This is a genomic window from Candidatus Bathyarchaeia archaeon (assembly GCA_038883335.1).
GTDB lineage: Archaea > Thermoproteota > Bathyarchaeia > Hecatellales > Hecatellaceae > JAVZMI01.
Genome location: JAVZMI010000003.1, coordinates 79,404 through 104,837 on the forward strand (window position 1 = coordinate 79,404; position 25,434 = coordinate 104,837).

Genomic DNA, 25,434 nt, shown 5'->3' on the forward strand with positions numbered 1-25,434 from the left:
AGCCGCCTATTCGTATTCGTTGGTACTGGCGGGGGAGAGCCAGTCAATTAGTCTTCGGAGATCATCAGACTCTAGCTCAACCTCGATAGGTCCGAGAGGAGACTCTCCTGAGGGCTCACATAGAGAGAAACGCCCAACATAAGCTACCTGCTTGTTCAGATAGAACTTGATTCGGTCACCCTCGACCCTCTCGTGAAGAAACCGCCGCACTGCATCTCTGATGCGCTCCTGCCTAAGCAGTGCTTGGACCCTCGATAGGCTCTCAATGCCTTCTCCCTGGAAGGTCAACGTCTGGAAGAGCCCCCCTTCTACAAGCTCGACCTTCGCCAGCGGGAAAAGGTTCTCGAGTGCTTTCCTAACTTTCTCGCAATCTTCTGTGGGGTAAACCCTTACTGCGCCTCTGAGTTGAACTCTCACGTAGAACCTCCTTTAGAAATTCCTTAACATTACGCTCCAATTCTTCACTTTCCCCCTCAATGATTTTATCCGCCATTTGGATGGCTGCAGGTGTTCCCACCTCTATCTCGTTCCGCTCCCTCTCAAGGAAAGCTTCGATACCTCCAACATCATCGCTACGTCCACGTCCGAGTGTTCTCCTAAACCTGACCATGTGAGGTGTGTCGATGGCGAGCAACCAAAAATGGGGGAAAGCCTGCCTGAACGCCACAACCTCGTCGGGGCTTCTGATGCCGTCCACCACCACCACTGGCTCTTTCTCTCTTTTCACAGCCTCTATTGCCCACCGTGCCACAACTTGAGGCCCCCCCTCCTCACGCAACTGGAACATTAACTTACCTAACCCTTGAGCTGTAGGCTCGATCCCCCTCCGCTTCGCCTCCATTCTGATCAGATCCCCCATGACTACTACTGCACAGGACTGGGCCCTTAGATGTTCCGCCGCCGTAGACTTTCCAGCGGCGGGCATCCCTGTAATACCTATGACGATTTTGTCATCGCAACTCAACTTTCACACCTGGCAGGTGAAGGTAACTGGGTTTTATATGGGTAATAAACTTTATTTCTTTTAGAACACGCCCAATGGCTTTGGGTGGCGTGAAAGTTGCTGGAGCGAATAAGAAGTTTCATAGCCTTCGACCTCTCCGATGAGAAGCTACTCGACAGACTCGTTGAACTGCAGAGAACCCTTCTCGATACAGGAGCCGACCTCAAACTAGTGGAGAGAGAGAACCTCCACCTAACCCTCCGCTTCCTCGGCGAACTACCGCCTGACGTCACTCAAGCTGTCACTGCTGTGGTGCAAACAGTCACCTTCAAGCCGTTTACAATCCACTTTCGCGGTCTAGGAGTCTTCCCCAACTTCCATCACATAAACGTGGTCTGGGTAGGTGTCCGTGAAGGAGCTGAAGAGATGCAAGCCCTCTTCAACCAGATCGAGCCGAAGCTGCGGAAACTTGGCCTTCGCCCAGACCAAAAAGGCTTCAGCCCACACCTTACTATAGCTCGCGTAAAGACTGGGAAGAATAGGGAAAGACTGGTTGAGGTCGTCCAAAGCCTATCTGATTGTGAGGTGGGGGAAGTTTCAAGTGGACCGCTGAAGCTGAAGATGAGCACACTAACCTCAAAGGGCCCTCAATATTCAACCATCTGCCAGAAGGAGCCTAACGTCCAAGATGACTAACTTGGATGACGTGATAAGTGAAGTTAAAAAAAGAGAAGTACCTACACTTGAAGAGAGGGAAGAAGTCCTAAAACTGGCTGAGATGTTACAGGCTAGAGTAGAAGAGGAAGCACAGAAACACCAAATAGATGTGGAGAGTCGAGTTGAAGGCTCAATAGCCAAAGACACTTGGTTGAGGAGCGATAAAGATGTTGACATCTTCCTTCTATTCCACCCCAGTCTTGAGAGAGAAAAGTTAAGCACGCTTGGCCTCAAGATTGCCGAAGCCAGCGTAAGAGAGTATGGAGGGGTTAAACGCTACGCGGAACATCCATACATAGAGAGCCGAGTTGGAGACTTGAAGGTAAACATAGTCCCATGCTACAAGGTTGAATTGGGACGTTGGAAGAGCTCCACCGACAGAACACCCTTCCACACTGAGTACATTAAAGCGAGGCTGAGATCCGCGGAGCAGAAAACGGAGGTGAGGCTTCTCAAGAGATTTATGAAAGGGGTCGGAGTGTACGGAGCAGACATAAAGACGGGTGGCTTCAGCGGATACCTCGCAGAGCTCCTAATTCTCAACTCCGGAGATTTCGTCACAACTTTAAAGGCTGCAAGCATGTGGAGGGAGGGTGAACTCATCGACATCGAGGGACACTATAAAGACAGAGTCGAGGATGCCAAAAGACTCTTTGACGACCCTCTCATAGTCGTAGATCCTGTAGATTGGCGTAGAAATGTGGCTTCAGCCCTTAAAAAAGAGTGTTTTAACACCTTCAGGGCGGCCTCCAAATACTTCCTTAAAGCTCCCAACCTAGCTTTCTTCTATCCGCCACAGCCAAAACCCTTAACCCAAGAGGAGCTGCGTAGGATTCTAATTGATAGGGGAGCCGATTTAATCTTTGTTATATTGGAAAACATCGAGGCAGTGCCGGACATCCTTTGGGGGCAACTTTATAAAACGTTAAAATCTCTAGGTAGACTGTTAAGACAGCATGACTTTAAACTCCTGAGATCGACTGCGTGGAGTGACGAGCGAAAATATAGCATCTTAATCTTCGAGGTTGAGAGTAACCGCCTAAGCCGTCTAAAGAAACATCTAGGGCCGCCTGTATCCTCAGCGGATGAGGAAAAGTTCCTGGCGAAACACAACGCCACAGCAGCTACTGGGGCAGGGCCATGGATTGAGGCTGATAGGTGGGCTGTCCTGAAAGAGCGCAAATTCTCAGAGGCTGAGGCGTTATTAACCTACGGGCTGACTGAAGGAGTTACAGTTACCGGTATACCTAGCAGAGTTGCGAAGGCTGCCAAGGAAGGGGTAGAGATCCTATTAAATGAAGAAATTGAAAAATTCTATAGGAAGCAAACCGAGTTTAATGTGGTATTAGTAAAATTCTTGGATGGGAGACCGGGATGGCTTGAACAGGCTGATACCGTTAAAGGAGCCTCTCGCTGAAGCCCTCAGACCCCTCCTCTGCTACCCTCGATGGGATGAGGCAGAGTTCTTAAGCCGACTGAAGGAGTTGGAATCACTCAACGTGGAGGCCATAGAGTTATCAGGCCCCACGAAGATCTTTAACTTCCAAGTTCTTGGGAAGGGCTGCGATAGTATAGTGGCTGCATCCATTTTGAAGGGCGGCGATCGATGTGCTCTGAAGATTCGACGCTTAGATGCTAGCAGAGTTGACACCTCCCATGAGGCTGAGATGCTGGAGAAGGCTAACGCTGTAGGCATAGGCCCTAAACTTCGCGGGTACACCCGAAACTTCATAACTATGGAGCTTATCGAAGGGAAGCCTTTACCTCAGTGGATTAAAGACTTGAGAGGTAGGGGGAGCAGCAGGCGGCTAAAGCTTGTAGTTGTGGAGGCTCTTAAGCAGTGTCGTCTACTAGACTCTATAGGATTAGACCACGGCGAACTCAGCAGGGCGCCCAAACATGTAATTATAGACCACATTGACCAGCCACGCATAATAGACTTTGAGAGCGCTAGCGTTGTAAGAAGAAGATCGAATGTGACTGCTCTAGCTCAATATCTCCTAGTTAGTAGCAGTTTATCCCGCGAAATATGCAAGAGACTCCGAATCGTGAGTAGAGACGAAGTAATTGATGCGCTACGAAGATATAAGAATGAACCTAGTGATGGAAACTTCGAGGAATTACTCGCCACAATAGAGCTAGTTTGATGTTGCAACAGCGGAATAAATTTCATATGCAAGCAGGGTAGTAAGTTATGGTATGGTGGCTGAGAAGATGACCGAGGCGGCAAATTATGTACAATTGAAGAGGTTAGAGGATCTAGTCCACCTTGTAGCCTCTTCACCATCGCCGCACCTTCTCTACATGGACATTGAGGGTAAACCCACGTATTTTGTACAGACGATAGCTATCTTCGGCCCGTCAACATTATATTATGTGAAGACTGAGGATAAGATACCAAGGAAGTATATAGTATTCAACAGATACCAAGATAAAATAACCTACAGCGATCAGCTTGGGACAGACCCGCAAGCGGTGTACATCCCTATCCTCCACGTTGAGAAGACCAATATATTCCCTGCCACCCAAACTTAAGACCTAAAGGATAGAAGCTAAATGACCCTTTAAGGTGGCAGATCCTTTGTTTAGTTGCAGAGAAACTTGCCTGGGGCTTGAATCCACGCTTATTTGGCGGTATGAATCATACGTTCACCCCTAGGATGGAGGAGTGCCAGGTGGATAAGCGAGAATTCCTCACAAAGCCGAGGATAGAACCTATAAAACTTCGAGAGAACATGACTGTTAAAGAACTTGTGGAAAACTATGCTAGGTCAGGAGTTTTCAACGCGGGGCACCTCTCTGAAGCCTGTAGGATCTATGAGAGGATGCTTCAGGAGAACGCGACAGTATGTCTAACACTATCTGGCGCAATGACACCCACAGGGATGGGCGGCATGATAATTACGATGGTTGAGAGAGGACTGATAGACTTCATCATCTCTACAGGTGCAAACCTATACCACGATCTCCACTTTGCCTTAGACTTGCCAGTCCACCAAGGCGACCCCCACGTAGACGACCGCGTCCTATATAGAGCAGGCATTGAACGGATATATGACGTCTTCATAACGGACGACCTCTTACGTGCGACAGACACCTTTATACAGAGTATCCTAAGAGACAGAAAATTTGACGCCCCTATCTCCACAGCGGAACTCCACCACATAATCGGCGAAGCTGTTCTGGCGAGAGCCAGATACCCTGAAAAGTCCCTGCTGGCGCAAGCCGCAAAGTATAACGTCCCAGTCTACTGCCCCTCCCCAGGCGACTCCTCGATAGGTATGAACACAGCTGTAACCAAGCTATTAGGCAGCTCATTAACGGTTGATCCAGACCTAGACGTACTCGAGACTACAGCAATAGTCCTGAATAGCGAGCTTAATGGGGTTATCGAAGTTGGCGGCGGGGCTTCTAAGAACTTCTACATGCAAACTCAGCCTATGCTTTGGCAGATCTTGAATGTGAATAAGGGTGGGCATGACTATTTCGTGCAGGTAACAACAGACGCCCCTCACTGGGGCGGCCTCTCAGGAGCAACACCGCAAGAGGCTATCTCCTGGGGCAAAGTCAACCCAAATGAGGTTAGAAACCACGTTGTAGTCTACTGCGATGCTACTATCGCTGTTCCAATTATATTCTCCTACGCGTTGGACACAGTTGGTAGGCGTCGATTGAGACAGTTATATCTCAGGAGGGGTGAGTTCTTGGATGCTTTGCGAAAAGTTTGTGGAAGTGTGGAAGAAACTTCTGGCCATTAAAGAAGCCTTTTTTTGAGATAGTTGAAAAAGCAGTTTTGCCAAAGTCTACAGAGATAGCGTCATGTGTTCACGACCATGTTTAGCCTGTGCGAATCGGCCACTAACTGAATCAACAGTTTTATTAGTTTCACAGTTAACTAGGTGGTTGGTGATCATACGGCTTCCTGTCAAAAGTGCGGTAAAGAGCTACCTGCTAACGCGACTTTCTGTCCCAGCTGTGGAGAGCAGTTGGTGGCAACTACAAGAAAAGGCTCAAGCCTGAAGCTAGCTGATCTCGGCTCCAGAGCGGTTGCAGCAGTCGTAGACCACATAGCGATAATTTTTGCGGCATTATTGTTTAGATTAGTTGTGTCTGCTTTGATGTTCCCCTTTCACTGGGCTTTCAATTTTATGGCGTTTTTTGATCTCTTCGGTTTGAACTGGGTTTTATGGGTTATATACTTTACTTACTTTGAAGGATCTCAAGGTCAAACGCCTGCGAAGAGGTGGTTGAGGATAAAGGTTGTCAGGGAAGATGGTTCAAGTGTTGACTATGGCGCGGCGTTAATTCGCAATGTCCTTAGGATAGTTGACTTACTACCAGCATTCTACATTATAGGGGTTGTTCTAGTGGCTTTAAGTGGTAAGAGGCAGAGGTTAGGAGACATTGCTGCGCGAACTTTAGTCGTACAGGCTTAATTGAGGGAGAAATATCACCTTATAGAAAGGCTAAATATTTTTACGGACGGATAGATTTAAGGTGGTAATTTTAGTCAATCGATACAAGAGACGAATATTTTAGATGTTGCACCTTGAGGTAATAAGATCTCATCGCTCCTTTGAAGCCTGCTCTGCCCTTAAAGAAGCGCTCATACTCGCGGATGGGCTTGTCCGTGCGTAGAATAACGCCTTTCTTCCAATAGTAGTTTAACACGGCCCAAACAGCCGACTCACCGAGACCCGTCGCCCTAACAATCTGCCTATGCGTCTTAGGCTTACCATCACCCAGAACAGCGAACATCTTGTCCCAAGAAGGATGACGCGAACCAGCCACAAACATCCCTACAACATCATTCTCAATCAACGATATAAACATTCATAGTTTGAACGAAAATCCAAAATGCATTTTGCGGAGAAAATCAAAAGAAGATTTAGAGAACTTCTTTCTCAAAAATAACCCCAAAAAGCGCTTAAATTCTATAAATTTAGTAGTGGGGCAGAGGGGATTTGAACCCCTGAGCTCCAGCGTTCTGCACCCTGGCTAGGGCTCCCCAGGTTCCCCACACCTCTGCTTCGCGGTGCTCTGGGATCTTCTTGGCATACCCTAGAAGGGATTAGACCAAGCTAGACGACTGCCCCTTGAATTTTCTAACACGAGCACGGTATTGTTCTCCACTTCTTTATCACTATTTCTCTAATTGCAGACTTCGCTGGGGCGTAGAGTTTTAATGTGGCAAAGCCATGGAGAGTATAAGCAAACCATAAACTTAAATTGTTGGGATTACCTTCATCGGTTCATTCCAAGGTTGGAAGAGGAATATGGAAGTTAAGATCATAGAGAAGACTGAGAATTCAATCCGCTTCATTTTAGCTGGTTCAACACCAGCCTTCGCCAACGCCCTCCGACGCATAATGATAAGCGAAGTCCCATCTATGGCGATAGATGATGTATTCTTCTACGATAACAAATCCGCCTTGGATGATGAAACAATAGCTCACAGGCTGGGTTTAATTCCGCTGAAAACAGACCTCGACACCTATGTGCTCCCAGAAGCGTGTGAGTGTAAGAGTGAGACTGGGTGTAACCGTTGTCGAACACTTATAACTTTGGAGGCTGAGGCTGAAGGTTCGATGAAGACTGTCTACTCAGGTGATCTGAAGTCCGAGGATCCAGACGTAACCCCAGTTTCACCCCGAATTCCAATAGTTAAGCTCGCCTCTGGGCAGAAGATCAAACTTGAGGCCTACTCAAGATTGGGTACAGGTAAACAGCATGCTAAGTGGCAACCTACATCAGCTTGCGCCTACAAATATCTCCCCGTTATAGAGATCAATAAGTCAACATGTGATGCGTGTGGAAAGTGTGTAGAGGCTTGCCCGAAGAGGGTCCTTGGCTTCAGGGACAATAAGATTATGGTGATAGACCTCCTTGCCTGCACGCTGTGTATGGAGTGCGTTAAAAAATGCCCTATGAAACCCCCCGCAATCGAGGTTTATGGGGATGATACCTCCTTCGTGTTTTACGTTGAGACCACAGGCGCCCTGCCTGTTGAGAAGATTATATACCACGCAGTTAAAATTCTTATAGAAGGAGCTGAGAAATTCGTTAAAGAGGTCAAGAGCGTGTGTGGGGGCTAAGTTGAAGGCAAGAACCACTAACCCTGAGAGACTAGAGCTCATTAGGGCGCTGCGTAAAGCGTCGCAGGGAGGAAAGGTTAGGATTTGGCGTGTGCTGGCTGAGTATATAATGCAACCCAGAAGGAGGAGAGTGACGGTGAACCTAAGCCGGGTAAACCGCCATACACGAGGTGGTGACGTCGTCATAATACCGGGTAAGACTTTAGGTTCGGGGAATATAAACCACCCCGTCTCGATTGCGGCCTTTGATTTTTCCGCAAAGGCTAAAGAGAAAATAGAGAGAGCCGGAGGGAGTTGCCTAACAATTAACGAAATAGTCGCTCAGATTCCCAATGGTTCAAATGTGAAGCTAATCGGGTGAGTATACAGGTGAACCTACACCCAGTAGTAGATCAAACAGTCATTGACGCCACAGGCCTAGTGGTAGGTAGACTCGCTAGCGTGGTAGCTAAGAGACTTCTATCCGGGGAGAAGATAATTATAGTCAACGCCGAGAATGCTGTGCTCGCGGGGAAAAGATCTAGGCGTATTAACGAACTTCGCAAGTTCCTCGAAATAGTAGGTAGGGCTAATCCGAAACATGGGCCTCGCCACCCCCGCAGACCTGACACGATGCTGAGACGGGTGGTTCGGGGGATGCTCCCGATGGATAAGGAGAAGGGAATTAAAGCTCTAGCCGCACTTAAAGTGTACATTTCAGTGCCTTCTGAGATTGAGGGCGTAAAGGCTCAAACTATCCCAAGCGCTTCAGCTTCAAAGTTAAGGTGTGCATCTTTGACTCTAGGCACACTAGCTAGCGAAGTCGGTTGGAGAGGAGATGTTAAATGCCGGTAAGGAAACAATCCCTTGTCGTGATAGGTAAAAGAAAAAGTGCCGTTGCGCGCGCCGTAATTAGGCCAGGCGCCGGTATAATCCATGTGAATCAGACACCTGTTGAGTTATATCCCAATGAGGTTGCCCGCTCCAAGATTCTTGAGCCCTTGATCTTAGCTGGAGATCTGAGAAGGCAGGTAGACATTGATGTGACTGTGAATGGCGGCGGCTTTATGGGTCAGGCTGAAGCGGTGCGTACAAGTATCGCCCGCGGACTTATCAATTGGTTTAAATCCACTAAGCTCAAGCGGCTTATGACAGATTACGATCGCGCGATGTTAGTTGGAGATCCCAGACGGAAGGAAATGAAGAAGGCTGGCGGGTGGGGGGCGCGAAGGCGACGGCAGAAATCATACCGATGAGGACGCTAAAAGGCGGCTGTTGGTAGCAAATATCTCATGGCGTTAAAGGTTATATATCAGGAGCTGGTGTAGGGCATCTGCGTCAGAAATTAGAGGGGTGTCGGATATTCAGATTCCAGTCCGCTGTTTTACTTGTGGGGCGGTTATAGGCGATAAATGGGAGAATTTCGCCTTTGAAGTCAAAAGCGGCAAAAACCCAGCCGAGGTTATTGATAGGTTGGGGGTGCGTCGGTATTGCTGTCGTAGAATGCTCCTCACACACATCGATATTTTGGATGAGGTCCTGAAGTTTTATGAGAAGAAGTATGAAGAGAAATAGCATATGATGCTTCGATGAATCTTCCATGCTGGCCAGATTTATCCACAGATTAAATATCTCTAAGTAGACTCAAATTGAACATGGTGACGAATTTGGGTTCAGTCTCCATGATAAAAGCCGTCCATGCTAGAAAGATCTTCAACAGCAGAGGCGAGGAGACAGTGGAGGTGGAGGTGGAAACCCTCAGCGGCAAAGGCAGAGCCGCCGCCCCAACTGGAGCGAGCAGAGGTAAACATGAAGTTGCATATTACCCAGAAGGAGGAGTTGATAAGTCAATAGATATAATTGAGAAAGTTGTCGCGCCGCGCCTTTTAGGCGTAAATTCCGACAGCCAAGAGGCTGTGGATAACGCCCTCCACGAAGTTGATGGCACCGAAGACTTTAGGAGGATCGGTGGCAATGCGTCTTATGCTGTCTCCGTCGCTGCAGCTGCAGCTGCCGCTTCCTCACATGGGATACCTTTATTTCGTTCTCTGATCAAGACACAGCCCCTTCTGCCTCACCCTCTAGGAAATGTCATTGGAGGGGGTAAGCATGCAGGGAGGGGGGCCCCGGACATTCAAGAGTTCTTAGTCTTGCCATGGCGTGCTGAGACCTTTAGCGACGCCTACAAGGCCATGGTGAAAGTGCACAGGGCTGTGGGAGAACGGCTTGAGAAAGTCGACCTGACTTTTACTCGAGGGAAGGGCGACGAAGGTGCTTGGGCCCCCAGAATACATAATCACGCCGCTCTAGACGTGTTAGTTGAAGCGGCTGAGAGGGTTTCGTCAGAGAGCGGCGTCGATGTGCGAGTCGGCCTGGATGTCGCAGCTTCTACATTGTGGGTAGAAGAGAGGAGAGTCTACAACTATGTGGGCGAAGGAGTTACAAGGGATGAAGGAGAGCAAGTAGATTATATTAAAAGTCTTATCGAAAAGTTCAAGTTAGTTTACGTGGAAGACCCTGTTCACGAGGACGACTTCGGAGGGTTTGCGGAGTTAACACGGAGCGCCAAGGGTTGCTTAATCTGCGGGGATGATCTCTTCGTTACAAACGTGAACAGGCTGAGGAAGGGTATAGAAGAGGGCGCCGCCAACGCCATAATTATAAAACCGAACCAGATAGGAACAATCTCAGACGCCTATAAAGCTGTAGAATTAGCCGATAAACACGGTTATAAGGCAGTCACATCCCATCGGTCAGGCGACACTTGCGATGAACATCTGGCACACTTAACTGTAGCCTTCGGTTGCCCTATCATCAAGACTGGCATCGTGGGAGGAGAACGGGTCGCAAAACTTAACGAATTGTTGAGGATTGAGGAGACTTTGAAGGGCAGAAGCCCGGATGGTGGAACTGGAAAGACAACATTAATAAACTTGAGTTAAAAGGATTCCACCACGCCTAACATGCTATCAGGATGAGAGCGTTAAAAGGGTAGGAGGCACACATTTGACAACTGAAGTTTACACATACCTACTTCCGTTGGACGTACTGATGCCTTCTGGAATTCAGATAGGCACCAGAGTTAAGACGAAAGATATGAAGCCATTCATTTACCGAGTTAGGCCAGATGGGTTATTCATTCTGGACACGAGAAAGACTGATGAACGAATCAGGATCGCTGCGAAGTTCCTCGCTAACTTTACACCCGAGAGGATAGCTGTCGTTTCCTCCAGACTCTACGGGCAACATTCGGTCTTGAAGTTCTGCGAGTTAACAAGAGCGACACCGATAGTCGGCAGATTCCCGCCAGGAGCATTCACTAATCCGATATGCCCCAGCTACATGGAGCCAGAAGTTGTAATAGTAACCGACCCCTCCGCAGATAGCCAGGCCGTAACAGAGGCTTCAATGATAGGCCTACCTGTGGTTGCTCTCTGTGATACGGACAACACGTTCAAAAATATCGACCTCGTCATCCCAACCAACAATAAAGGAAGAAAAGCCCTCGCGATGGTCTACTGGCTTTTGGCTAGGCAGTATCTTAGGGAGAGGAAACTGCTCTCCCCTGAGGAGAACCCCCCCATCACCGTAGAAGACTTTGAGACTAAACTTACGGAGGAAAAGCTAGAGTACAGATCTGAGTAGGATGCTGAAGTGCTGCAGGCGCACGGTTATAATCCCTCGGGTGAGTATAGTGAAAGTCAGGCATGCTAGTGTCGCGGGATCTTGGTATGCAGGCACCGAGACTACGCTCAAGAGGCAACTTGAGGAGGAGTGCTTCTTGCACACCCTAGGCCCAAGAGTAATCCCCAACTTAAACCCAAAGGGGCCGCGGAGAATAGTTGGGTTGCTCTGCCCGCATGCTGGGTACATGTACTCGGGACCCGTAGCAGCCCACTCCTATGGTGCTCTCGCTGAGGATGGCACACCTAGGACGGTTGTGGTTATAGGCCCGAATCACACCGGCATGGGTAGCGGTGTGTCCATAATGTTAGAGGGTTTGTGGAGAACCCCGCTAGGCGAAACTGCAATCGACTCTGAGATTGCTGGGAGAATTCAGAAGGCATCCTCATACATTGACATAGATGAGAAGGCTCACGCTTATGAGCACTCAATAGAACTCCAGCTCCCATTCCTTCAGTATATCTTACAGTCGAGGTTCAACTTTGTTCCCATCTGTATGCTTCTACAAGATCTGGATGTAGCGGTGGATGTCGGAAGGGCAATAGCTTCAGCCCTTCTAGGTGTAGACGCCGTTATTATAGCCTCGAGCGACATGACCCACTACGAACGCCAAACCTCAGCTGAGAAGAAAGATCATGCCGCTATAGATGCCATGAGCCGCCTAAACGTGGATGAACTCTATAGGGTTGTAAATAGCCTCAACATCTCAATGTGCGGCGTCGGACCGGTGGCAGCGATGATCACTGCCTCTAAGCTACTAGCAGCGGAGAAAGCCGTTTTGCTTAAATATGCTACGTCAGGAGATGTAACGGGCGATAAATCCGCTGTGGTCGGCTATTGTGCTATGGCATTCTCGAAGTGTTAAAGTTACCTGCCTATCCTTCTAGATGACTCAACGCTGAAACCTCTAGCTTTCAGCCACTCCGCAGTCTTACCAGTAATAACAACAGGTTTCTCTGTAAGCTCCTTGACAGATGCGGCACCGGCCAAAAACATCGCTACCTTTAACTCCTCAACGATGCGTTGAATAGCTTTAAAAGTTTGTTTCCGTCCTCTTACCGCAGCCTTTAGAAGAGGAAGTGCAATGCCGACTGCGTCAGCTCCGAGGGCTAATGCCTTGGCTGCCTCTATGCCGCTCCTGATGCCGCCGCTTGCGATCACAGTTAGATTGGTGGAAGATCTTACCTCTATTAGGCTCGGCACCGTAGGTATACCCCAATCCCAGAAAGTAGAACCTAACTGTTCACCGCGTTCGTTGCCGGAGCTCCTAGCTCTGTAGTATTCTACTGCAGACCAGCTTGTCCCACCTGCGCCGCCCACATCGATCGCCTTAACTCCCGCTCCCTCAAGCAGCCTCGCCTCCTCAGCGGCTACTCCCGCTCCCGTCTCCTTCGCTACCACCGGACTCTTCAGTGTTTGGGCTATCTCTTTGATAACGCCCAAGCTGCCTTTAAAATCAGTCTGGCCTTCAACCATTACTGCTTCTTGGAGGGGGTTGAGGTGTACCGCCAACGCGTCGGCTTTGATCATTTCTACGGCTTTCTCAGCCTGTTCGAGACAGTTGCCTTTGAGTAGCTGAGAACAGCCTAGATTTGCCATTATGAAAGCGTTAGGCGCTTTATCTCTAACAATCGCGTAAGTTTGGGTTAGATGCGGATTCTCAAGTGCAGCACGCTGGCTTCCAACCCCCATCCCAATAGAGAACTTCTCTGCCGCCTCAGCCAGTGTAGCGTTTAACTTCTCCGCCTCTGGGGTACCTCCAGTCATTGCTTCAATTATTATTGGCGCCGTTAGAGGGTGACCTAGAAGCTTGGAGGTAGTGTCTACTTCTCTAAGATTGACCTCTGGGAGAGCCCTGTGGATTAGGTGGACATCCTCGAACCCGGCGGTAACGGTCTTAAACTGAACACCCCTTTCAAGGCAGATCTTTATGTGATCCAGTTTTCTACGCTCGGTTCTTGTATTCGGAGACAAATAAACACCCCGGGCTCAAATAGATAGTATCGTGACAAGTATATGTAGGTGCCTACGTTAAAACGTCAACAACCTAATACCCCGGGCACGCTTACCTTTAGCGCCCTCGGTCCTTGACAACTATTAATAATCTCTAGGCTAGATTAGATTCCTGACCATGGTGACTAATCCGCCCAGCATCCAAGATGAGGAAAGGCTTAGAGCGCTCATCGAGAAAGCTGCACTGTATAACGCTTACACTCACGGTGGGAGAGCCCAAGTTCAAGCTGTTGTTAGGCGGATACTAGCGGAAGAGCCTCAGTATCGGAGCCGGCATAAAGAGGTTTCTGATATTGCAATTGTGATTGTTGAAGCTGTTAACAAACTTACGCCAGTTGAGCAGAGGCGCATGCTAGAAGAGAGGTGGCCTGAATCCTTAACTGAGAGGGAGAGAAGACCCGAGGAGCGTCCGCTTCCACCCTTACCTAATGCTGGGCGCTACAGCGTTATCGTTACGCGTTTCTCGCCTAATCCGGACTGCGTCCTTCACATGGGCTCTGCCAGAGCGATAGTGTTGTCCTATGAGTATGCGGAGGAGTATAAGGGGAAGTTCTATCTTCGCTTCGAGGATACTGACCCAAGGTTGAAGAGACCTAAGCTTGAGTTCTATGAGGGCATTCGGGAGGATCTTAGGTGGCTGGGTTGCCGGTGGAGTGGCGAGTTTATCCAGAGCCAGAGACTTGAGATATACTATGATTATGTAAAGAAGCTCTTAGAAATGGAGAAGGCTTACGTCTGCGTCTGCGAGCCTCAAAAGTTTCACAGGTTAGTTGTCGCTGGGAGAGCTTGCCCGTGCAGAATACTGAGCGGGGGGGAGAACTTGGAGAGGTGGGATAAGATGCTTAAAGGCGAATATGCGGAGGGAAAAGCTGTAGTCAGGGTTAAGACCGACCTTCAACATCCGAACCCAGCGGTTAGAGACTGGCCGGCGATGAGGATAATTGACACTAGAAAAACTCCACACCCCATTACGGCAGACAGTTTCCGAGTCTGGCCTCTATATAACCTCTCCTGCGGCTTGGACGACCACCTGCTCGAGGTTACACATATCATTAGAGGGAAGGAGCATCTTACCAACGAGGTGAGACAGCGGTTCCTATATGAACACTTTGGGTGGGAGTACCCTGAGACGATCCACTACGGGCGACTCAAGATCACAGGGGCATCCTTGAGCAAATCGGAGATAAAGAGGGGTGTGGAGAGTGGCGCATATAGTGGGTATGATGATCCACGGCTAGCTACCTTCGCAGCTTTGCGGCGGAGGGGAATACAGCCTGATGCCATACGGCGAATGATATTAGAAATCGGAGTTAAGCCTGTGGACATCACCCTGAGCTGGGAGACCCTTTACACCTACAACCGTCGAATCATAGATCCATCCGCTCCACGTTACTTCTTCGTAGAGAACCCAACACCTCTAAGAGTGAAAGGTATAGGACGACCTTACTCTGTGGGGTTGCATCTCCACCCAGACCATCCGGAGTGGGGCTTCAGAGAGTTCCAATTACACCCTGAGGGTGAGATTCTCACTCTCAACATCGCAGGCAACGATATGGGGCTTCTGAAGAGGAAGACTGTTGTCAGGTTGATGGGCCTCTTTAATGTCGAAGTTACGGATCTTAAGGAGGGAGCCGTAGAGGCAGTTTACCACAGCGAATCCTATGAAGAGGCTAAGAAGCTTGGAGCCCCCTTGATACATTTCCTGCCCTCAGGCACAGGAATTGAGACCGAAGTCGTTATGCCTGACGCTACCATCCGTAGAGGGCTAGCTGAAGAGGCGTGCAGGGAACTCCGTGTTGGGCAGGTGCTCCAGTTCGAGCGTTTCGGCTTCGTTAGAGTAGACAAACTGAATGGAAAGATTACAGTATACTTCACACACAAGTGAGCTGGAGCCAAACTTACCCTAAGATTTATATTTAAGGCTTCTAATACTGCTTGACACGCCATAAGAAAGCCGATGAAAACTTAGGTTGAGGTGGAAGGTAATGCAGAAAGCTTTCTATGTGAAATTTGACGTTCCAAAAGAACTCGCAGAAGCAGCTTACGAAGCCATACAGTTAGCACGTGATACTGGAAAGATCAGGCGTGGGACAAACGAGTCGACCAAGGCTATAGAGAGAGGGATCGCAAAGATCGTAGCCATAGCTGAAGATGTCGAACCACCAGAGATAGTCGCCCACCTCCCTCTCCTCTGCGAGGAGCGGAAGATCCCCTACATATACGTACCTAGTAAGGAGAGGTTAGGTCAGGCGTCCGGGCTTGATGTCAAAGCTGCGGCAGTTTCCATTATTGAGGCAGGAAATGCTGCGGAGATATTGAAGGAGATCACCAAGAAAGTTGAAGCGTTGAAGAAGGCTTAGACCTTCTAGGAGGATCCGCCCCTAAATGAGTGCGGTGCGACAATCTACTCCGGCAGAAGTGGTACAGGTTGTAGGTAGAACTGGTGTAACTGGGGAGGTCACCCAGGTTAGGGTAAAAGTTCTTGAAGGAAAGGATCGCGGGAGGATTATTACGAGGAACGTCCGAGGCCCAGTTCGGATGGGCGACATCCTCATGTTGAGAGATACTGAGAGGGAAGCAAAGAAAATCTCTTAGGAGGAGGACCCTTGCCAAGACTACGCCGATGCTCCTTCTGTGGGAAAGACTTCCCCCCAGGCTTCGGATTAATGTATGTCAGGAACGATGGAAGCGTCCTCTGGTATTGTTCGAGCAAATGCCGCAAAAGCTCGCTACAGATGGGACGTGACTCACGTAAATTGAAGTGGACCGCTTATTATGGGAAAAAAGAAAAAGGCCGTGGCTAAACTCACCATATTGCGAGGCGCGCCAGTTGATCGTGACACCGTTTAAGGCGACCTCCATTTCAATGCGTGGGTGTGGGTAATCAGGTTGATAGAGAGAACTTTTGTTCTGTTAAAGCCCTCAGCTGTTACACGAAGACTAGTAGGCGAGATAATTAGGCGGATAGAGAGTTATGGGCTCTCCGTTTGCGCCTTGAAGATGATACGTGCTGACCCGGAACGGCATATCGCTCGACTTTACGAGATGCATAAAGGTAAACCGTTCTATAAAGACCTTGTTGCCCACCTGACCTCAGGGCCGATTGTCCCGATGGTGGTCGAAGGGGAAAACGCTGTAGAAAGGATGCGGCGTTTGGTAGGCGCCACAGAGCCGTCAAAGGCTGAAGTTGGAACCATCCGGCGAGACTACGGTATATCTGTCACCATGAACGTAATACACGCAGCTGACAGCTCCGAAAGTGCTGAGAGAGAGATAAAAATATTCTTCGAGAATGATGAGATTATGAAGTATTAACCCTCCTCAAGAGGACCAGTGGTCCACATTTTTGGTGGGAGTTTCAGGTAAGATACTCTGCGCTTTCCGCCTGGCAGTGGAGGCGGCTTGGGCGAGAATCTTCTGAGTATCGCCCTTAAGCTCAAATTCCCCCAAGCTCGTACATGTTGGGAGGTCAGTTACTCCAATGAAACATCCAGTCTCCTCTACCATCTTTCTAAGTTCTTCCGACACTTCCGGCATGACATTGGCCAGCTGCTTCGCTAAACCAGCAATTGCCCCGGAGATCGGGTGAAATAAATCCGCGACGCCTCCAAGCTCCTTCACCGTTTCAAGCCGCAACACAATAGCGTCTAAGGTCATCTGACTTGAGAGGAGAATCTCTGCTATCTTACGGCTCTCGGAACATTCTTCAGCGTAGACCTTAGCCGTGTCATCATCCCCAGCCGCACGAGCCCGGCTACACTTCTCGAAGAGAAACGCACTCCGACTCTGAGCTTTAGCTGAGGCTTGAGCTATCCGCTCTCGTTGCATCTTTAACTTATCTAAGATTACATCTAAGTCAGCCAGTAAACTTGTTGGTCTTAGCCACCCACCAAGGCAAGCGCAAAAATTGGGCACGTTTTGGGATAAAAGTTTGCATGTTTTCTCATAGAGCATATTTAGAGTCTTAAAAACCGTAAAAGCAAATATCCACGAAGAGAGCAACGGGAGAGGATGTGCTGTTATCTGGTCGATAACATACTTTGCTTGAGGAAGCTCCCCAACGAAAACTTGGATTACGAAAATGTATATGGCTGCCAATGGGATGAAGACCAGCAGGAGGTCAAGATAGCTGGCAAAATATGGTTCGTAGAATATCTTCCTAAGTCGACCCCTGCTCTTGCCTGATAGGAATGCGGCTGAGGCTCCAAGTAGGGCGGCGAAGAAAGAGAGCCTCACTGAAGCGGGCTCCAAACCCATAAAGGGCATCAAGTATGAGGCTGCATATATCCATGCCACAGTCGATGCTAACACCAAGACAAGCCCGCATATACAGGAAATGTGATTTGGCCTCTCACCCTCCAAACCGGAAGCCTCTCTATTTCAACCGCGGCCTTAAACCATGAAGGCAGCGCCTCTACAGTCTAATTGCCATTTTGGTGGCGAACCTATAGGAAGTTGGCTGAGAGGAAGCTTCAGCGTGATTCCGGTGTACTCTCTGAGGTTGCCCCTCCTGGAACTGGAAGTGCAGGGAAGTGGTCTTTCATCCTCTGTTCAGCCACAACATTGGCGTCATGGAGTATTTTCTGAGCCTCGCTGCTTGATGCCTCGAAGTCAAACCCCGAGCCTGTAGCCTCCCCCGCCTCTACTACCAACCCGTTCAGAGTATCGCCTATAACACCTAACTCATACGAAACTTCTGGGATGATCCCTGCAAGATGACCTTTCAAAGATTGAATTACATGGGTCAACGGGCTCATCTCAGCTGCTACATCGCCAAACTCCCGTATCGTCTCTAGTCTAAGACCAACCTGCTCCAAAGCCAACTGACTACGAAGGACCACTTTAGCTATCTTTCTGACCTCCGCGCACTCATTGGCGTATATCGCTGCTCGCCCCTCATCAGCCTCTGAGATAGCAGTAGTGCAGTGTTCGAAGAGTTCTCTATTCTTGCTTTCCAGCCTATTGCTGAACTGCTCTAGCTTAGACTGGATTACTTTAATCCTGTATATTGAGTTCGAAAGCCGCTCCTTCAGAGGAGGCCTGTTATGGATCCTCTCTCCTATCTTATCCAAGATAGACTCTTTCTTCACTATATCCCAGTCCTTGACAAACTTCAACACCGTAGACCTCCGTCACTATAAGCTCCGTCGAAGTGATCATAAATTTTTGGAAGGAGAACTATGATTCATTTGCGAAGAAACTGTTGGGCTACAGCCCTAATTTAACCAAAAATATTGTAAAAAGCGGAGCGCCTATGATGGATTTTAGACTGAATTACTGACAAATTGAGTCAAGAACAAACCTAAAAACAGTGTTCAAAGCCAAGCTCGACGAAAAAAGTCGAGCTTGCACGAAGCATCACACCACTCGTATCATATCTACGATACAAATACATACGCATTAAAATGGGGAGTTAGGGGGTCAGCCTAGGTTTTTCAGGCTGCTTGTCAGATTTGAGTCTCCATGCGCCGTATATACTGCCATAGGACCTCTGAGAGGTCGGAAAACGTTTTAAATATTTAGGACTATTTCAATTGTTGATACAGACCGTTTTCCGCCTTCCTCTACAGCGATCTCCTCTGTTCCCGTCGTGATTTTGCTTATATTTATGTTCTTGAGGAACCTACGCCGGATTATTTCGACCACGTCTACAGCGGTCGTTATGGCGCGACCTCTAGCTTTCAAAGTAACCTCTTTTGTTTCACCGGAGTTGAAGGATGTTATCACGGCGAGAACATAGCTCATCGGTGGCTTTTTACCGATAAAGACGGTATTCGCTTCTTTGGACATCTCGGATCCTCCTATATAGTCACGCAGATATTTGCGTCTGAAAATTATATATAGCTTTCGGCTAAGCGTGCAAGATCCGAACGCTCGCTATGCCATTTAACGCGTATTAGTAGAAGCTTTTTAGGTTAGCTGAGCGTCGGCAGACTGCTGGTCTCAATGTTCCCATTAATGTGGTGGAGGGGGTCTCATGTAGTCTATTTTCCAAACATCAGCCGTACCCGGCTTCTTATCGATGAAGCTTAATAACTGGGCGTTTAGATAGCAGATATCGATCTCTGACAGGTTGCTGATTTAGTTGGGGGTTGATCTAAAGGATCTAGTCTCGAGAAGAGAGATAACCCTTGAAGATCTTACAGGGAGATGTATCGCCGTCGACGCATATAACACACTCTACCAGTTTTTGGCAATAATTAGGCAGCCTACTGGAGAGCCGCTGAAGGATAGAGACGGACGAGTAACCAGTCATCTAAGCGGCCTCCTCTACAGGAACGCAAACCTAATGGAGAAGGGCGTAAGATTAGTCTACGTCTTCGACGGCAACCCCCCCTTACTCAAGGATTTAGAGATAAGAAGGCGCATGAAGATCAAGGAGGAAGCTCTAGCAAAATACGAGGATGCCCTCAAGAGGGGCGATCTCACCGCGGCTAAAAGCTACGCGCAGATGACCTCACACATAAAGGACGAAATGTTGGATGACGCGAGGAAGCTGCTGGATCTCATGGGAATACCTTCAGTTCAAGCCCCCTCAGAAGGAGAAGCCCAAGCCGCTTATATGGTAATGAAGGGCGACGCTTGGGCCACCGCAAGTCAAGATTATGATTCGCTCCTCTTCGGCTCCAAACGTCTAGTGAGGAACCTTGCGTTGGTGGGGAAAAGGAAACTTCCAAGAAAGAATGTTTACGTCGAAGTTTCCCCGGAGCTTGTTGAGCTTGACATGGTTCTAAGCGAGTTGGGTGTGACTCGGGAGCAGCTGGTAGATATAGGCATACTAGTTGGGACTGACTTCAACCCTGAGGGCGTCCGGAGCATAGGTCCCAAAACCGCCCTCAAAATCTTGAAGGAGTATGGTAGTTTAGAGAAGGCGCTACCATCACTTAAGGGCGCGGAAGGACTTAGAGACCTACTTCCACTAATTAGGGACATATTTCTAAAACCCGAAGTTTCAGACAACTATAAACTCGAGTGGAAGCCACCAGATAGCGAAGGCATAATCGGTTTTCTGTGCGAGGAAAGGGACTTCGACGAGGAGCGGGTGAGGAACGCCCTCAATAAGGCTGCTATAGGCTTCCAGAAGATTCAGAGCAAAGGGACTCTAGACGCCTGGTTCAAGTAGGTGTGGGTTAGCCTTTCCACCCATATTTGCCAGTTAACGGGACAAAAGCTACTCCGCAGATCCCTCTTATGTCAAGGCGGCCGTCCATCCCCTTCCTCGCCCAGAGAAGTTCCTGGAAGGAGTAAGGACTACCCACCGGGATAACCATAACACCACCTGGCTTCAACTGGTCTATTAGAGGTTTAGGAATTGAAGGCGCTGAAGCTGTGACAGAAATTCTATCAAAGGGGGCCTCTTGAGGTAGCCCCTGGGAGCCATCCCCCTCAACAACGAAGACACGACCACCATAACCTACTCTCTCGAGATTCTCTCTGGCGAACTCGACTAACGATTTATGGATCTCAACCGAATATACACGCCCAGCTCTTTCAGCCCCAAATGGGGCGACAATCTCGGCTATCACCGCAGCGTGGTATCCACTTCCGGCACCGACCTCGAGAACCTTCTGACCTTCAACTAACTCTAATGCTTCACACATCATAGCGACCATGTGAGGTGCAGAGATCGTCTGCCCGAAGCCGATGGATAGCGGAGTATCATAATAGGCGGCAGCCTTCTTATCAGGTGGAAGAAATTCCTCTCGTGGCACAGTCTCCATAGCCCTTATTACTTTTGGACTTCGAAGTACTCCCTCAGCCACCAGCCTAGCTACGAGGCTCTTCCGTTGACTTGTGAAGTCCAACCCATCATATTTCATAACAATAATCAGCTTATATGGGCGATGGTTCCTTAGTGGAATGAAGCCTATATGAAGGTTTTCGAGCTCATAACCGCTTATGGGCACCCCCAAATCTTGGCGACACACCCTACAACCTTGGAGGTCACGAAGGAGAAGCATGTTACTTCTAGAGGCAATTGTATCATCGCCACCGGCGCATCAAAGGCCGCGTTAGACTTGAGCCCAGCCTTCAAGAGGTTAGCCGCCCAACAAGAGGCTCAGATTGTCATGACCCTTTTCGTCGGCAACCAAACTGTCCGCATCACTGGTCGGGGGAATCAAGGGTTAACTTTCACTCACGCCACTGACTTGGTGGTGAGGAGGAGCAATTACACGTGCCCTAGGACGTTGATGGTTGAGGCTGATAAAGCGGCTGCAGATCTGCCTAGGAGCATAGTTGAGAAACTTAGAATACCGGGTGCGCTAGTCTTAGTCAGGCTGATGGTTGAGACAAAAACTTAGATTATAAAGGCGTCCACGGCTACTTGCCACTCCCGTGGTGCTATTTCCTTCACAACCTTTGACAGTTGGAGACGTAAAATCTGCCTACCCGCTTTCTCGACGGCTTTAGCTAGATCTTGAATTGCTTTATCGGTGGGGTTAGGCTCAGCAGCGAACTTATAGAAATGAACTACTCCACCTCTCGGTTTCAGAGCTTCGCAGGCGGCTCCAACGAACTCAACTGCCCTCTCAGGGAGGTTCATTATGATTCGGTCAGCTACACCTTTGAGTGTCTCTTCGATAACTTTACTTGCCTCTCCCTTTATTGGTATAACTTTTCCCTCCACATGGTTGAGATGAATATTCTTTTCCAGATATGATATAGCATAGGGGTTTACATCTATCGCGTAGACTTTGATCTCATTGTGAGTTTTGGCTGTCAAGATTGAGAAGGCGCCTACTCCAGCGAACATGTCCACCACCACCTCGCCCTCCCGAACTTGACTTGCAACTCGCCAATGTTCCCCGGCCAGTCTAGGGCTGAAGTAGACCTTACAAGGATCAACGGCCAACTGACATCCATACTCTCTATGTAGCGTTTCGGTTCTATCCTCCCCTGCAATCAGCTTATATCCCCTCAGCCTATACTCCCCCTCCACTTTACCTACCTTCGCCAAGACGGTTTTTACCTGTGGGTTAGCTTTCAGGATAGCCTTACCCACTGCCGACTCATGCCCCGCAAGCTCTGGAGGCAACTCCACGATAGCGATGTGACCTATTATGTCAAGAGAACGTGGAGCTAATGCTACGAGGTGAGGGGGGAGGAGCTCATTCAGTATCTCTAGGAGGCATCTCCGCCTGGGGCGGGTTGTTGGTTGAAAAGAAACCTCAGAGAAGGGGCCGATGCGCGGCATCAGTTGCACTCTATCTTCAGCCTTGAGGCCACGCTTAAGGGGAATAATAATATAGTCTTCTGACTGAGCGACCCTATAGGTTGCTTCAAGCAACCGTAGCTCCTTTAAGACCGCCAGAGCCAACTCACCCTTATCCCGCGGTACCCTTAAACCTTCGACCATAAGGGCGCCCTTACTCCTAAACGTCAGATTTGAAAAATAAACCTTATAAACCAAATGGAACTTTCTCTGCTCTAGGGCCCGTAGCTCAGTCAGACTCGTCGGGTAGACCGAGAGTCATGGAGAGGTGGAGCGGCGGACTGCCTGCAGTCAGGCTGTAGCTCTTAGCCGCTGAGGAGACACCCGTTGGGTAGGTGTATGCCTACCCGGGGACTGGTCGTGGGTTCAAATCCCTCCGGGCCCGCCATCTCCCAAAAGAGTGGGCAGACAAATGCGGCATGCACTCGGCGCTGCGAAGGGCTTTTCTGAGGGTAATAGAGTTATATGAGCCACAGCCACCGCGGCATTCAGGTTGTGGTTAGATGACTGAGATCATCATTGTGAGACATGGTGAGACTGAGTGGAATGCTAGAGGGATATTTAGAGGTAGAAAGGATGTAACTTTAAGTGAAGTAGGTATTAGGCAGGCTGAACTTTTGGGTAGACGCCTTAGTGCAGTGAAGCTTGAAGCGATCTACAGTAGCCCATTGAAACGCGCTCTTGCAACCGCGGCCCGAATCGCGGAGTATCAACCGGTAAAACAAGTTGAAGTCTCGAAGAGCTTGATCGATATGGATTATGGAGAGTGGGAGGGCAAGTCTGAGCGGGAAGTTGCAGGCTTGTACGGGGATACATATGAGATGTGGCGTTTAGCGCCTCATCAGGTTAGAATACCTGGTGGGGAGAGTTTGGATGATGTAAGGAAGAGAGTTATCAGTGTTATAGACACGATAACATCTAAACATAGAGGTAGCGTAGCATTAGTCGCCCATAGAGTGGTAAATAAAGTCTTGATATGCGCCCTTTTAGGGTTGGATAACTCCCACTTCTGGAATATAAGGCAGGATAATGCTGGAATCACCATCTTCAGCTATGAGGCAAACCGTTTCATACTCTTTAAACATAACGATACATCCCACCTACGAGAGATGCAGCAACACAGCCTAGAAGACTTCTGAGCACTAGCCTCAAACAGTCTTTAGACCTTGGCGAAGATAAATGTGAAACTTAGACACAGCAATACAAACAATTTACGGGCGACCATGCAGCAAAGCTGAATATTTTCAGCCTACTTTATATCGGGGATGAACTTTCGGTAATCTCACTCCTTTCTCAACTAGAAGCTGCCCGAGTGCGACATTCACCATAGCCACGACAGGGAAAACTATTGGGGCGTCTTCTATGGGTCCATAGAGTATGAAGTCGGCACCTCCAGTAGCCACGGTTGCAGAGGCGGAAGCCAGCGCAGGTTTGCTAGCTTGCTTTCCCATCTTCATCTTTAATCCTTTCCACGTGGCGACGGCGTTGTGTGCGCCACAGCCAGCTGGCAGCCCAAATTTATTTTTCACCTCGTAAATAGCTTTGAAAGCTTGGCCTAGACTTGGTATATCAAGGACGAAGGTGTCCACAAGGAGTCTTTCAACTCCAGCCGCGCTGAGTGCAGGTAAAAGCTCCTCGACAGCTCTGATTCTCCCCTCGCTTGTGAAGTTTTTTAGGTTGGCAGCTAGGAGCACAGCGTTCTTTAGACCAGCCGCCTTAATCTTTTCCAACTCGTCCTTTGAGGACGAAGGTGTTAATGAGTTATAGATGACCCTGTCGGCTAAACCGCTCTTTAATGCGTAATTTAAACCGGCTAATCTAGCTTCAGGTGTAGCACCTCCTATAAGTAGTGGTGAGTCGCTTACCTTAGCCGCGAAATCCAGATATTTTATCATAGCTTCAGGTGTGGAGGCGACAACATCCACCATGCAGGGATTCCCAGTCCGATCTGAGAAATCATCCTGAACATTGATCGCATGTTCCGCCATTGACCTGTCAAATTCACCCGTCCACTCATCAGTCACGATTTTGTGCCTACGGTAAAAAATGCTTCCGATAAGGACCGTGGGGTACTCACCGGGATGACCTCCAACTCCCACTTTCCCTATCTCAAACCTCTTTTGAGTAACTTCAAACTTCCACATTTCAGGTTAACTCCTCAAGGTTTAAGACGTAGAGGGTGATAGCCGAGAGAGGTCGATTTAAATTGTAGTAGTGAATGGTGTACGGCGACCACCCGCTTAACTTGGCCGATCAAATAGTAACCAGCCCTCTCTATTATATGCAGCGGCAACTCCCTTTCTTTTCATTGTAATTGATAATATTTAAAAAATAATAGAAAAATAGTAGCTGCTAGGCCGGTTAGCTTGCATAGTAGTACCGAGTTAAAACTCGGTTCTTTAGCTGTAAAAACTCTGGAAAATAAAGGTGTAGGGTATACCGATATACTGCCGAACCTTTGAGGTCCTGGGGTTTCTAATTGTTCAGGCGTTAAGGTTAGGGCTGCTGTTATTGCTTGGGCGAAGTTTAGCTGACCAGTTCAATCTTCTTTCTACCTTTAGTCAAGTTTGAGGCTCTAATGACACCGCGAATCTCAAGCTTTAACAAGATCTGGTTAAGAGCTGAGCTAGAGATGTCGCCCACATCCTTCTTCAGATTCCTCAGCAGCTCCTCGTCTGAGGAAGACCCCAACCTCTTTAGGGTCTCTATTACCAGTACCGGTAGGGGGGTTGACCTCCAAGACTTCGCCATTTTTTGCGCCACCAAGACCTTCTGTACGCCTTAAAAGG

At 48.8% G+C, this 25,434-nt stretch carries 33 protein-coding genes and 2 tRNA genes; 23 read left to right on the forward strand and 12 right to left on the reverse strand.

What is annotated here, in order from left to right:
* Positions 1–6 precede the first annotated feature (6 nt).
* Both QXJ75_02490 and QXJ75_02495 read right to left on the reverse strand, forming a co-directional pair.
* Positions 7–417, reverse strand: coding sequence for an RNA-binding domain-containing protein (locus tag QXJ75_02490; protein ID MEM3736948.1), 411 nt, complete (start codon positions 415–417; stop codon positions 7–9).
* Positions 356–964: an AAA family ATPase gene (locus tag QXJ75_02495; GenBank protein MEM3736949.1), complete on the reverse strand. Its 609-nt coding sequence runs from the start codon at positions 962–964 to the stop codon at positions 356–358. The genes QXJ75_02490 and QXJ75_02495 overlap by 62 nt, the downstream gene beginning before the upstream one ends.
* A gap of 96 nt (positions 965–1,060) precedes the next feature.
* Between QXJ75_02495 and thpR the strand changes: the two genes are divergently transcribed.
* From thpR to QXJ75_02525, 6 genes are all read left to right on the forward strand, one after another.
* The gene (gene thpR / locus QXJ75_02500; GenBank protein MEM3736950.1) at positions 1,061–1,639 is read left to right on the forward strand and encodes an RNA 2',3'-cyclic phosphodiesterase; all 579 of its coding nucleotides are present in this window, start codon (positions 1,061–1,063) and stop codon (positions 1,637–1,639) included.
* The gene (cca, locus tag QXJ75_02505; protein MEM3736951.1) at positions 1,632–3,077 is read left to right on the forward strand and encodes a CCA tRNA nucleotidyltransferase; all 1,446 of its coding nucleotides are present in this window, start codon (positions 1,632–1,634) and stop codon (positions 3,075–3,077) included. The genes thpR and cca overlap by 8 nt, the downstream gene beginning before the upstream one ends.
* A complete protein-coding gene (locus QXJ75_02510) occupies positions 3,040–3,807 on the forward strand; it encodes a serine/threonine protein kinase (GenBank protein ID MEM3736952.1) in 768 nt (255 codons plus the stop codon). The genes cca and QXJ75_02510 overlap by 38 nt, the downstream gene beginning before the upstream one ends.
* A 52-nt stretch (positions 3,808–3,859) precedes the next feature.
* Positions 3,860–4,195, forward strand: a complete 336-nt coding sequence (locus tag QXJ75_02515; protein MEM3736953.1) for a hypothetical protein — start codon at positions 3,860–3,862, stop codon at positions 4,193–4,195.
* 140 nt (positions 4,196–4,335) lie between these two features.
* Positions 4,336–5,418 (forward strand): deoxyhypusine synthase, encoded by a 1,083-nt coding sequence (speY, locus tag QXJ75_02520; protein MEM3736954.1) that lies wholly within the window; start codon positions 4,336–4,338, stop codon positions 5,416–5,418.
* 231 nt (positions 5,419–5,649) lie between these two features.
* Complete coding sequence (locus tag QXJ75_02525) at positions 5,650–6,096, forward strand: RDD family protein (GenBank protein ID MEM3736955.1); 447 nt, start codon at positions 5,650–5,652, stop codon at positions 6,094–6,096.
* Between the two features lie 70 nt (positions 6,097–6,166).
* Here the strand turns inward: QXJ75_02525 and QXJ75_02530 are convergent, their stop codons facing one another.
* Positions 6,167–6,481 (reverse strand): hypothetical protein, encoded by a 315-nt coding sequence (locus tag QXJ75_02530; GenBank protein MEM3736956.1) that lies wholly within the window; start codon positions 6,479–6,481, stop codon positions 6,167–6,169.
* Positions 6,482–6,609: 128 nt separating this feature from the next.
* A tRNA-Pro gene (locus QXJ75_02535) sits at positions 6,610–6,756 on the reverse strand.
* Between the two features lie 180 nt (positions 6,757–6,936).
* Here QXJ75_02535 and QXJ75_02540 point away from each other — a divergent pair.
* The 8 genes from QXJ75_02540 (at position 6,937) to amrB (ending at position 12,283) form a co-directional block, all read left to right on the forward strand.
* Entirely contained in the window at positions 6,937–7,755 is an 819-nt protein-coding gene (locus QXJ75_02540; GenBank protein MEM3736957.1) for a DNA-directed RNA polymerase subunit D, read from the forward strand.
* Between the two features lies 1 nt (position 7,756).
* The gene (locus tag QXJ75_02545; protein ID MEM3736958.1) at positions 7,757–8,116 is read left to right on the forward strand and encodes a 50S ribosomal protein L18e; all 360 of its coding nucleotides are present in this window, start codon (positions 7,757–7,759) and stop codon (positions 8,114–8,116) included.
* A complete protein-coding gene (locus QXJ75_02550; protein ID MEM3736959.1) occupies positions 8,113–8,589 on the forward strand; it encodes a 50S ribosomal protein L13 in 477 nt (158 codons plus the stop codon). The genes QXJ75_02545 and QXJ75_02550 overlap by 4 nt, the downstream gene beginning before the upstream one ends.
* The gene (locus QXJ75_02555) at positions 8,580–8,990 is read left to right on the forward strand and encodes a 30S ribosomal protein S9 (protein MEM3736960.1); all 411 of its coding nucleotides are present in this window, start codon (positions 8,580–8,582) and stop codon (positions 8,988–8,990) included. The genes QXJ75_02550 and QXJ75_02555 overlap by 10 nt, the downstream gene beginning before the upstream one ends.
* Positions 8,991–9,096: 106 nt before the next feature.
* On the forward strand, positions 9,097–9,309 hold the full coding sequence (locus tag QXJ75_02560) for a DNA-directed RNA polymerase subunit N (protein ID MEM3736961.1): 213 nt from the start codon (positions 9,097–9,099) through the stop codon (positions 9,307–9,309).
* 92 nt (positions 9,310–9,401) lie between these two features.
* On the forward strand, positions 9,402–10,676 hold the full coding sequence (locus QXJ75_02565; GenBank protein ID MEM3736962.1) for an enolase C-terminal domain-like protein: 1,275 nt from the start codon (positions 9,402–9,404) through the stop codon (positions 10,674–10,676).
* Positions 10,677–10,740: 64 nt separating this feature from the next.
* The gene (rpsB, locus tag QXJ75_02570; protein MEM3736963.1) at positions 10,741–11,379 is read left to right on the forward strand and encodes a 30S ribosomal protein S2; all 639 of its coding nucleotides are present in this window, start codon (positions 10,741–10,743) and stop codon (positions 11,377–11,379) included.
* A 40-nt stretch (positions 11,380–11,419) separates the two neighbouring features.
* The gene (gene amrB / locus QXJ75_02575; GenBank protein MEM3736964.1) at positions 11,420–12,283 is read left to right on the forward strand and encodes an AmmeMemoRadiSam system protein B; all 864 of its coding nucleotides are present in this window, start codon (positions 11,420–11,422) and stop codon (positions 12,281–12,283) included.
* Positions 12,284–12,285: 2 nt separating this feature from the next.
* On the opposite strand, the gene fni is transcribed toward amrB, so the two are convergent.
* A complete protein-coding gene (gene fni / locus QXJ75_02580; protein ID MEM3736965.1) occupies positions 12,286–13,392 on the reverse strand; it encodes a type 2 isopentenyl-diphosphate Delta-isomerase in 1,107 nt (368 codons plus the stop codon).
* Between the two features lie 157 nt (positions 13,393–13,549).
* Here fni and QXJ75_02585 point away from each other — a divergent pair, with 157 nt between their 5' ends.
* From QXJ75_02585 to ndk, 5 genes are all read left to right on the forward strand, one after another.
* Complete coding sequence (locus tag QXJ75_02585) at positions 13,550–15,316, forward strand: glutamate--tRNA ligase (GenBank protein MEM3736966.1); 1,767 nt, start codon at positions 13,550–13,552, stop codon at positions 15,314–15,316.
* A 100-nt stretch (positions 15,317–15,416) separates the two neighbouring features.
* Positions 15,417–15,791 carry a 50S ribosomal protein L7Ae gene (gene rpl7ae / locus QXJ75_02590; protein MEM3736967.1) on the forward strand — a complete coding sequence of 125 codons (375 nt, stop codon included), beginning with the start codon at positions 15,417–15,419 and terminating at the stop codon, positions 15,789–15,791.
* Between the two features lie 25 nt (positions 15,792–15,816).
* A complete protein-coding gene (locus tag QXJ75_02595) occupies positions 15,817–16,026 on the forward strand; it encodes a 30S ribosomal protein S28e (GenBank protein ID MEM3736968.1) in 210 nt (69 codons plus the stop codon).
* 11 nt (positions 16,027–16,037) lie between these two features.
* Positions 16,038–16,235: a 50S ribosomal protein L24e gene (locus tag QXJ75_02600; GenBank protein ID MEM3736969.1), complete on the forward strand. Its 198-nt coding sequence runs from the start codon at positions 16,038–16,040 to the stop codon at positions 16,233–16,235.
* 88 nt (positions 16,236–16,323) lie between these two features.
* Positions 16,324–16,746, forward strand: coding sequence for a nucleoside-diphosphate kinase (ndk, locus tag QXJ75_02605; GenBank protein MEM3736970.1), 423 nt, complete (start codon positions 16,324–16,326; stop codon positions 16,744–16,746).
* A 6-nt stretch (positions 16,747–16,752) separates the two neighbouring features.
* Here the strand turns inward: ndk and QXJ75_02610 are convergent, their stop codons facing one another.
* The 3 genes from QXJ75_02610 to albA form a co-directional block, all read right to left on the reverse strand.
* A complete protein-coding gene (locus QXJ75_02610; GenBank protein MEM3736971.1) occupies positions 16,753–17,793 on the reverse strand; it encodes a hypothetical protein in 1,041 nt (346 codons plus the stop codon).
* A gap of 110 nt (positions 17,794–17,903) precedes the next feature.
* Positions 17,904–18,548, reverse strand: coding sequence for a Snf7 family protein (locus QXJ75_02615; GenBank protein MEM3736972.1), 645 nt, complete (start codon positions 18,546–18,548; stop codon positions 17,904–17,906).
* A 394-nt stretch (positions 18,549–18,942) separates the two neighbouring features.
* On the reverse strand, positions 18,943–19,221 hold the full coding sequence (gene albA / locus QXJ75_02620; protein MEM3736973.1) for a DNA-binding protein Alba: 279 nt from the start codon (positions 19,219–19,221) through the stop codon (positions 18,943–18,945).
* A gap of 295 nt (positions 19,222–19,516) precedes the next feature.
* Between albA and fen the strand changes: the two genes are divergently transcribed.
* Positions 19,517–20,554: a flap endonuclease-1 gene (fen, locus tag QXJ75_02625; GenBank protein ID MEM3736974.1), complete on the forward strand. Its 1,038-nt coding sequence runs from the start codon at positions 19,517–19,519 to the stop codon at positions 20,552–20,554.
* A 7-nt stretch (positions 20,555–20,561) separates the two neighbouring features.
* Here fen and QXJ75_02630 read toward each other — a convergent pair whose 3' ends face one another.
* Positions 20,562–21,251 carry a protein-L-isoaspartate(D-aspartate) O-methyltransferase gene (locus QXJ75_02630; GenBank protein ID MEM3736975.1) on the reverse strand — a complete coding sequence of 230 codons (690 nt, stop codon included), beginning with the start codon at positions 21,249–21,251 and terminating at the stop codon, positions 20,562–20,564.
* Between the two features lie 51 nt (positions 21,252–21,302).
* Here QXJ75_02630 and QXJ75_02635 point away from each other — a divergent pair, with 51 nt between their 5' ends.
* Positions 21,303–21,734, forward strand: coding sequence for a DUF371 domain-containing protein (locus tag QXJ75_02635; protein MEM3736976.1), 432 nt, complete (start codon positions 21,303–21,305; stop codon positions 21,732–21,734).
* Here the strand turns inward: QXJ75_02635 and QXJ75_02640 are convergent.
* On the reverse strand, positions 21,731–22,789 hold the full coding sequence (locus QXJ75_02640; protein ID MEM3736977.1) for a class I SAM-dependent methyltransferase family protein: 1,059 nt from the start codon (positions 22,787–22,789) through the stop codon (positions 21,731–21,733). The two genes, QXJ75_02635 and QXJ75_02640, sit on opposite strands and share 4 nt — an antisense overlap.
* 74 nt (positions 22,790–22,863) lie before the next feature.
* Here QXJ75_02640 and QXJ75_02645 point away from each other — a divergent pair.
* Positions 22,864–23,033 (forward strand) — tRNA-Lys (locus QXJ75_02645).
* A 115-nt stretch (positions 23,034–23,148) separates the two neighbouring features.
* Positions 23,149–23,784 (forward strand): histidine phosphatase family protein, encoded by a 636-nt coding sequence (locus tag QXJ75_02650; GenBank protein MEM3736978.1) that lies wholly within the window; start codon positions 23,149–23,151, stop codon positions 23,782–23,784.
* Positions 23,785–23,889: 105 nt separating this feature from the next.
* Here the strand turns inward: QXJ75_02650 and QXJ75_02655 are convergent, their stop codons facing one another.
* Together QXJ75_02655 and QXJ75_02660 are read right to left on the reverse strand one after the other, a co-directional pair.
* Complete coding sequence (locus QXJ75_02655) at positions 23,890–24,789, reverse strand: tetrahydromethanopterin S-methyltransferase subunit H (GenBank protein ID MEM3736979.1); 900 nt, start codon at positions 24,787–24,789, stop codon at positions 23,890–23,892.
* Positions 24,790–25,171: 382 nt separating this feature from the next.
* Entirely contained in the window at positions 25,172–25,396 is a 225-nt protein-coding gene (locus QXJ75_02660) for an ArsR family transcriptional regulator (protein MEM3736980.1), read from the reverse strand.
* Positions 25,397–25,434: the final 38 nt, after the last annotated feature.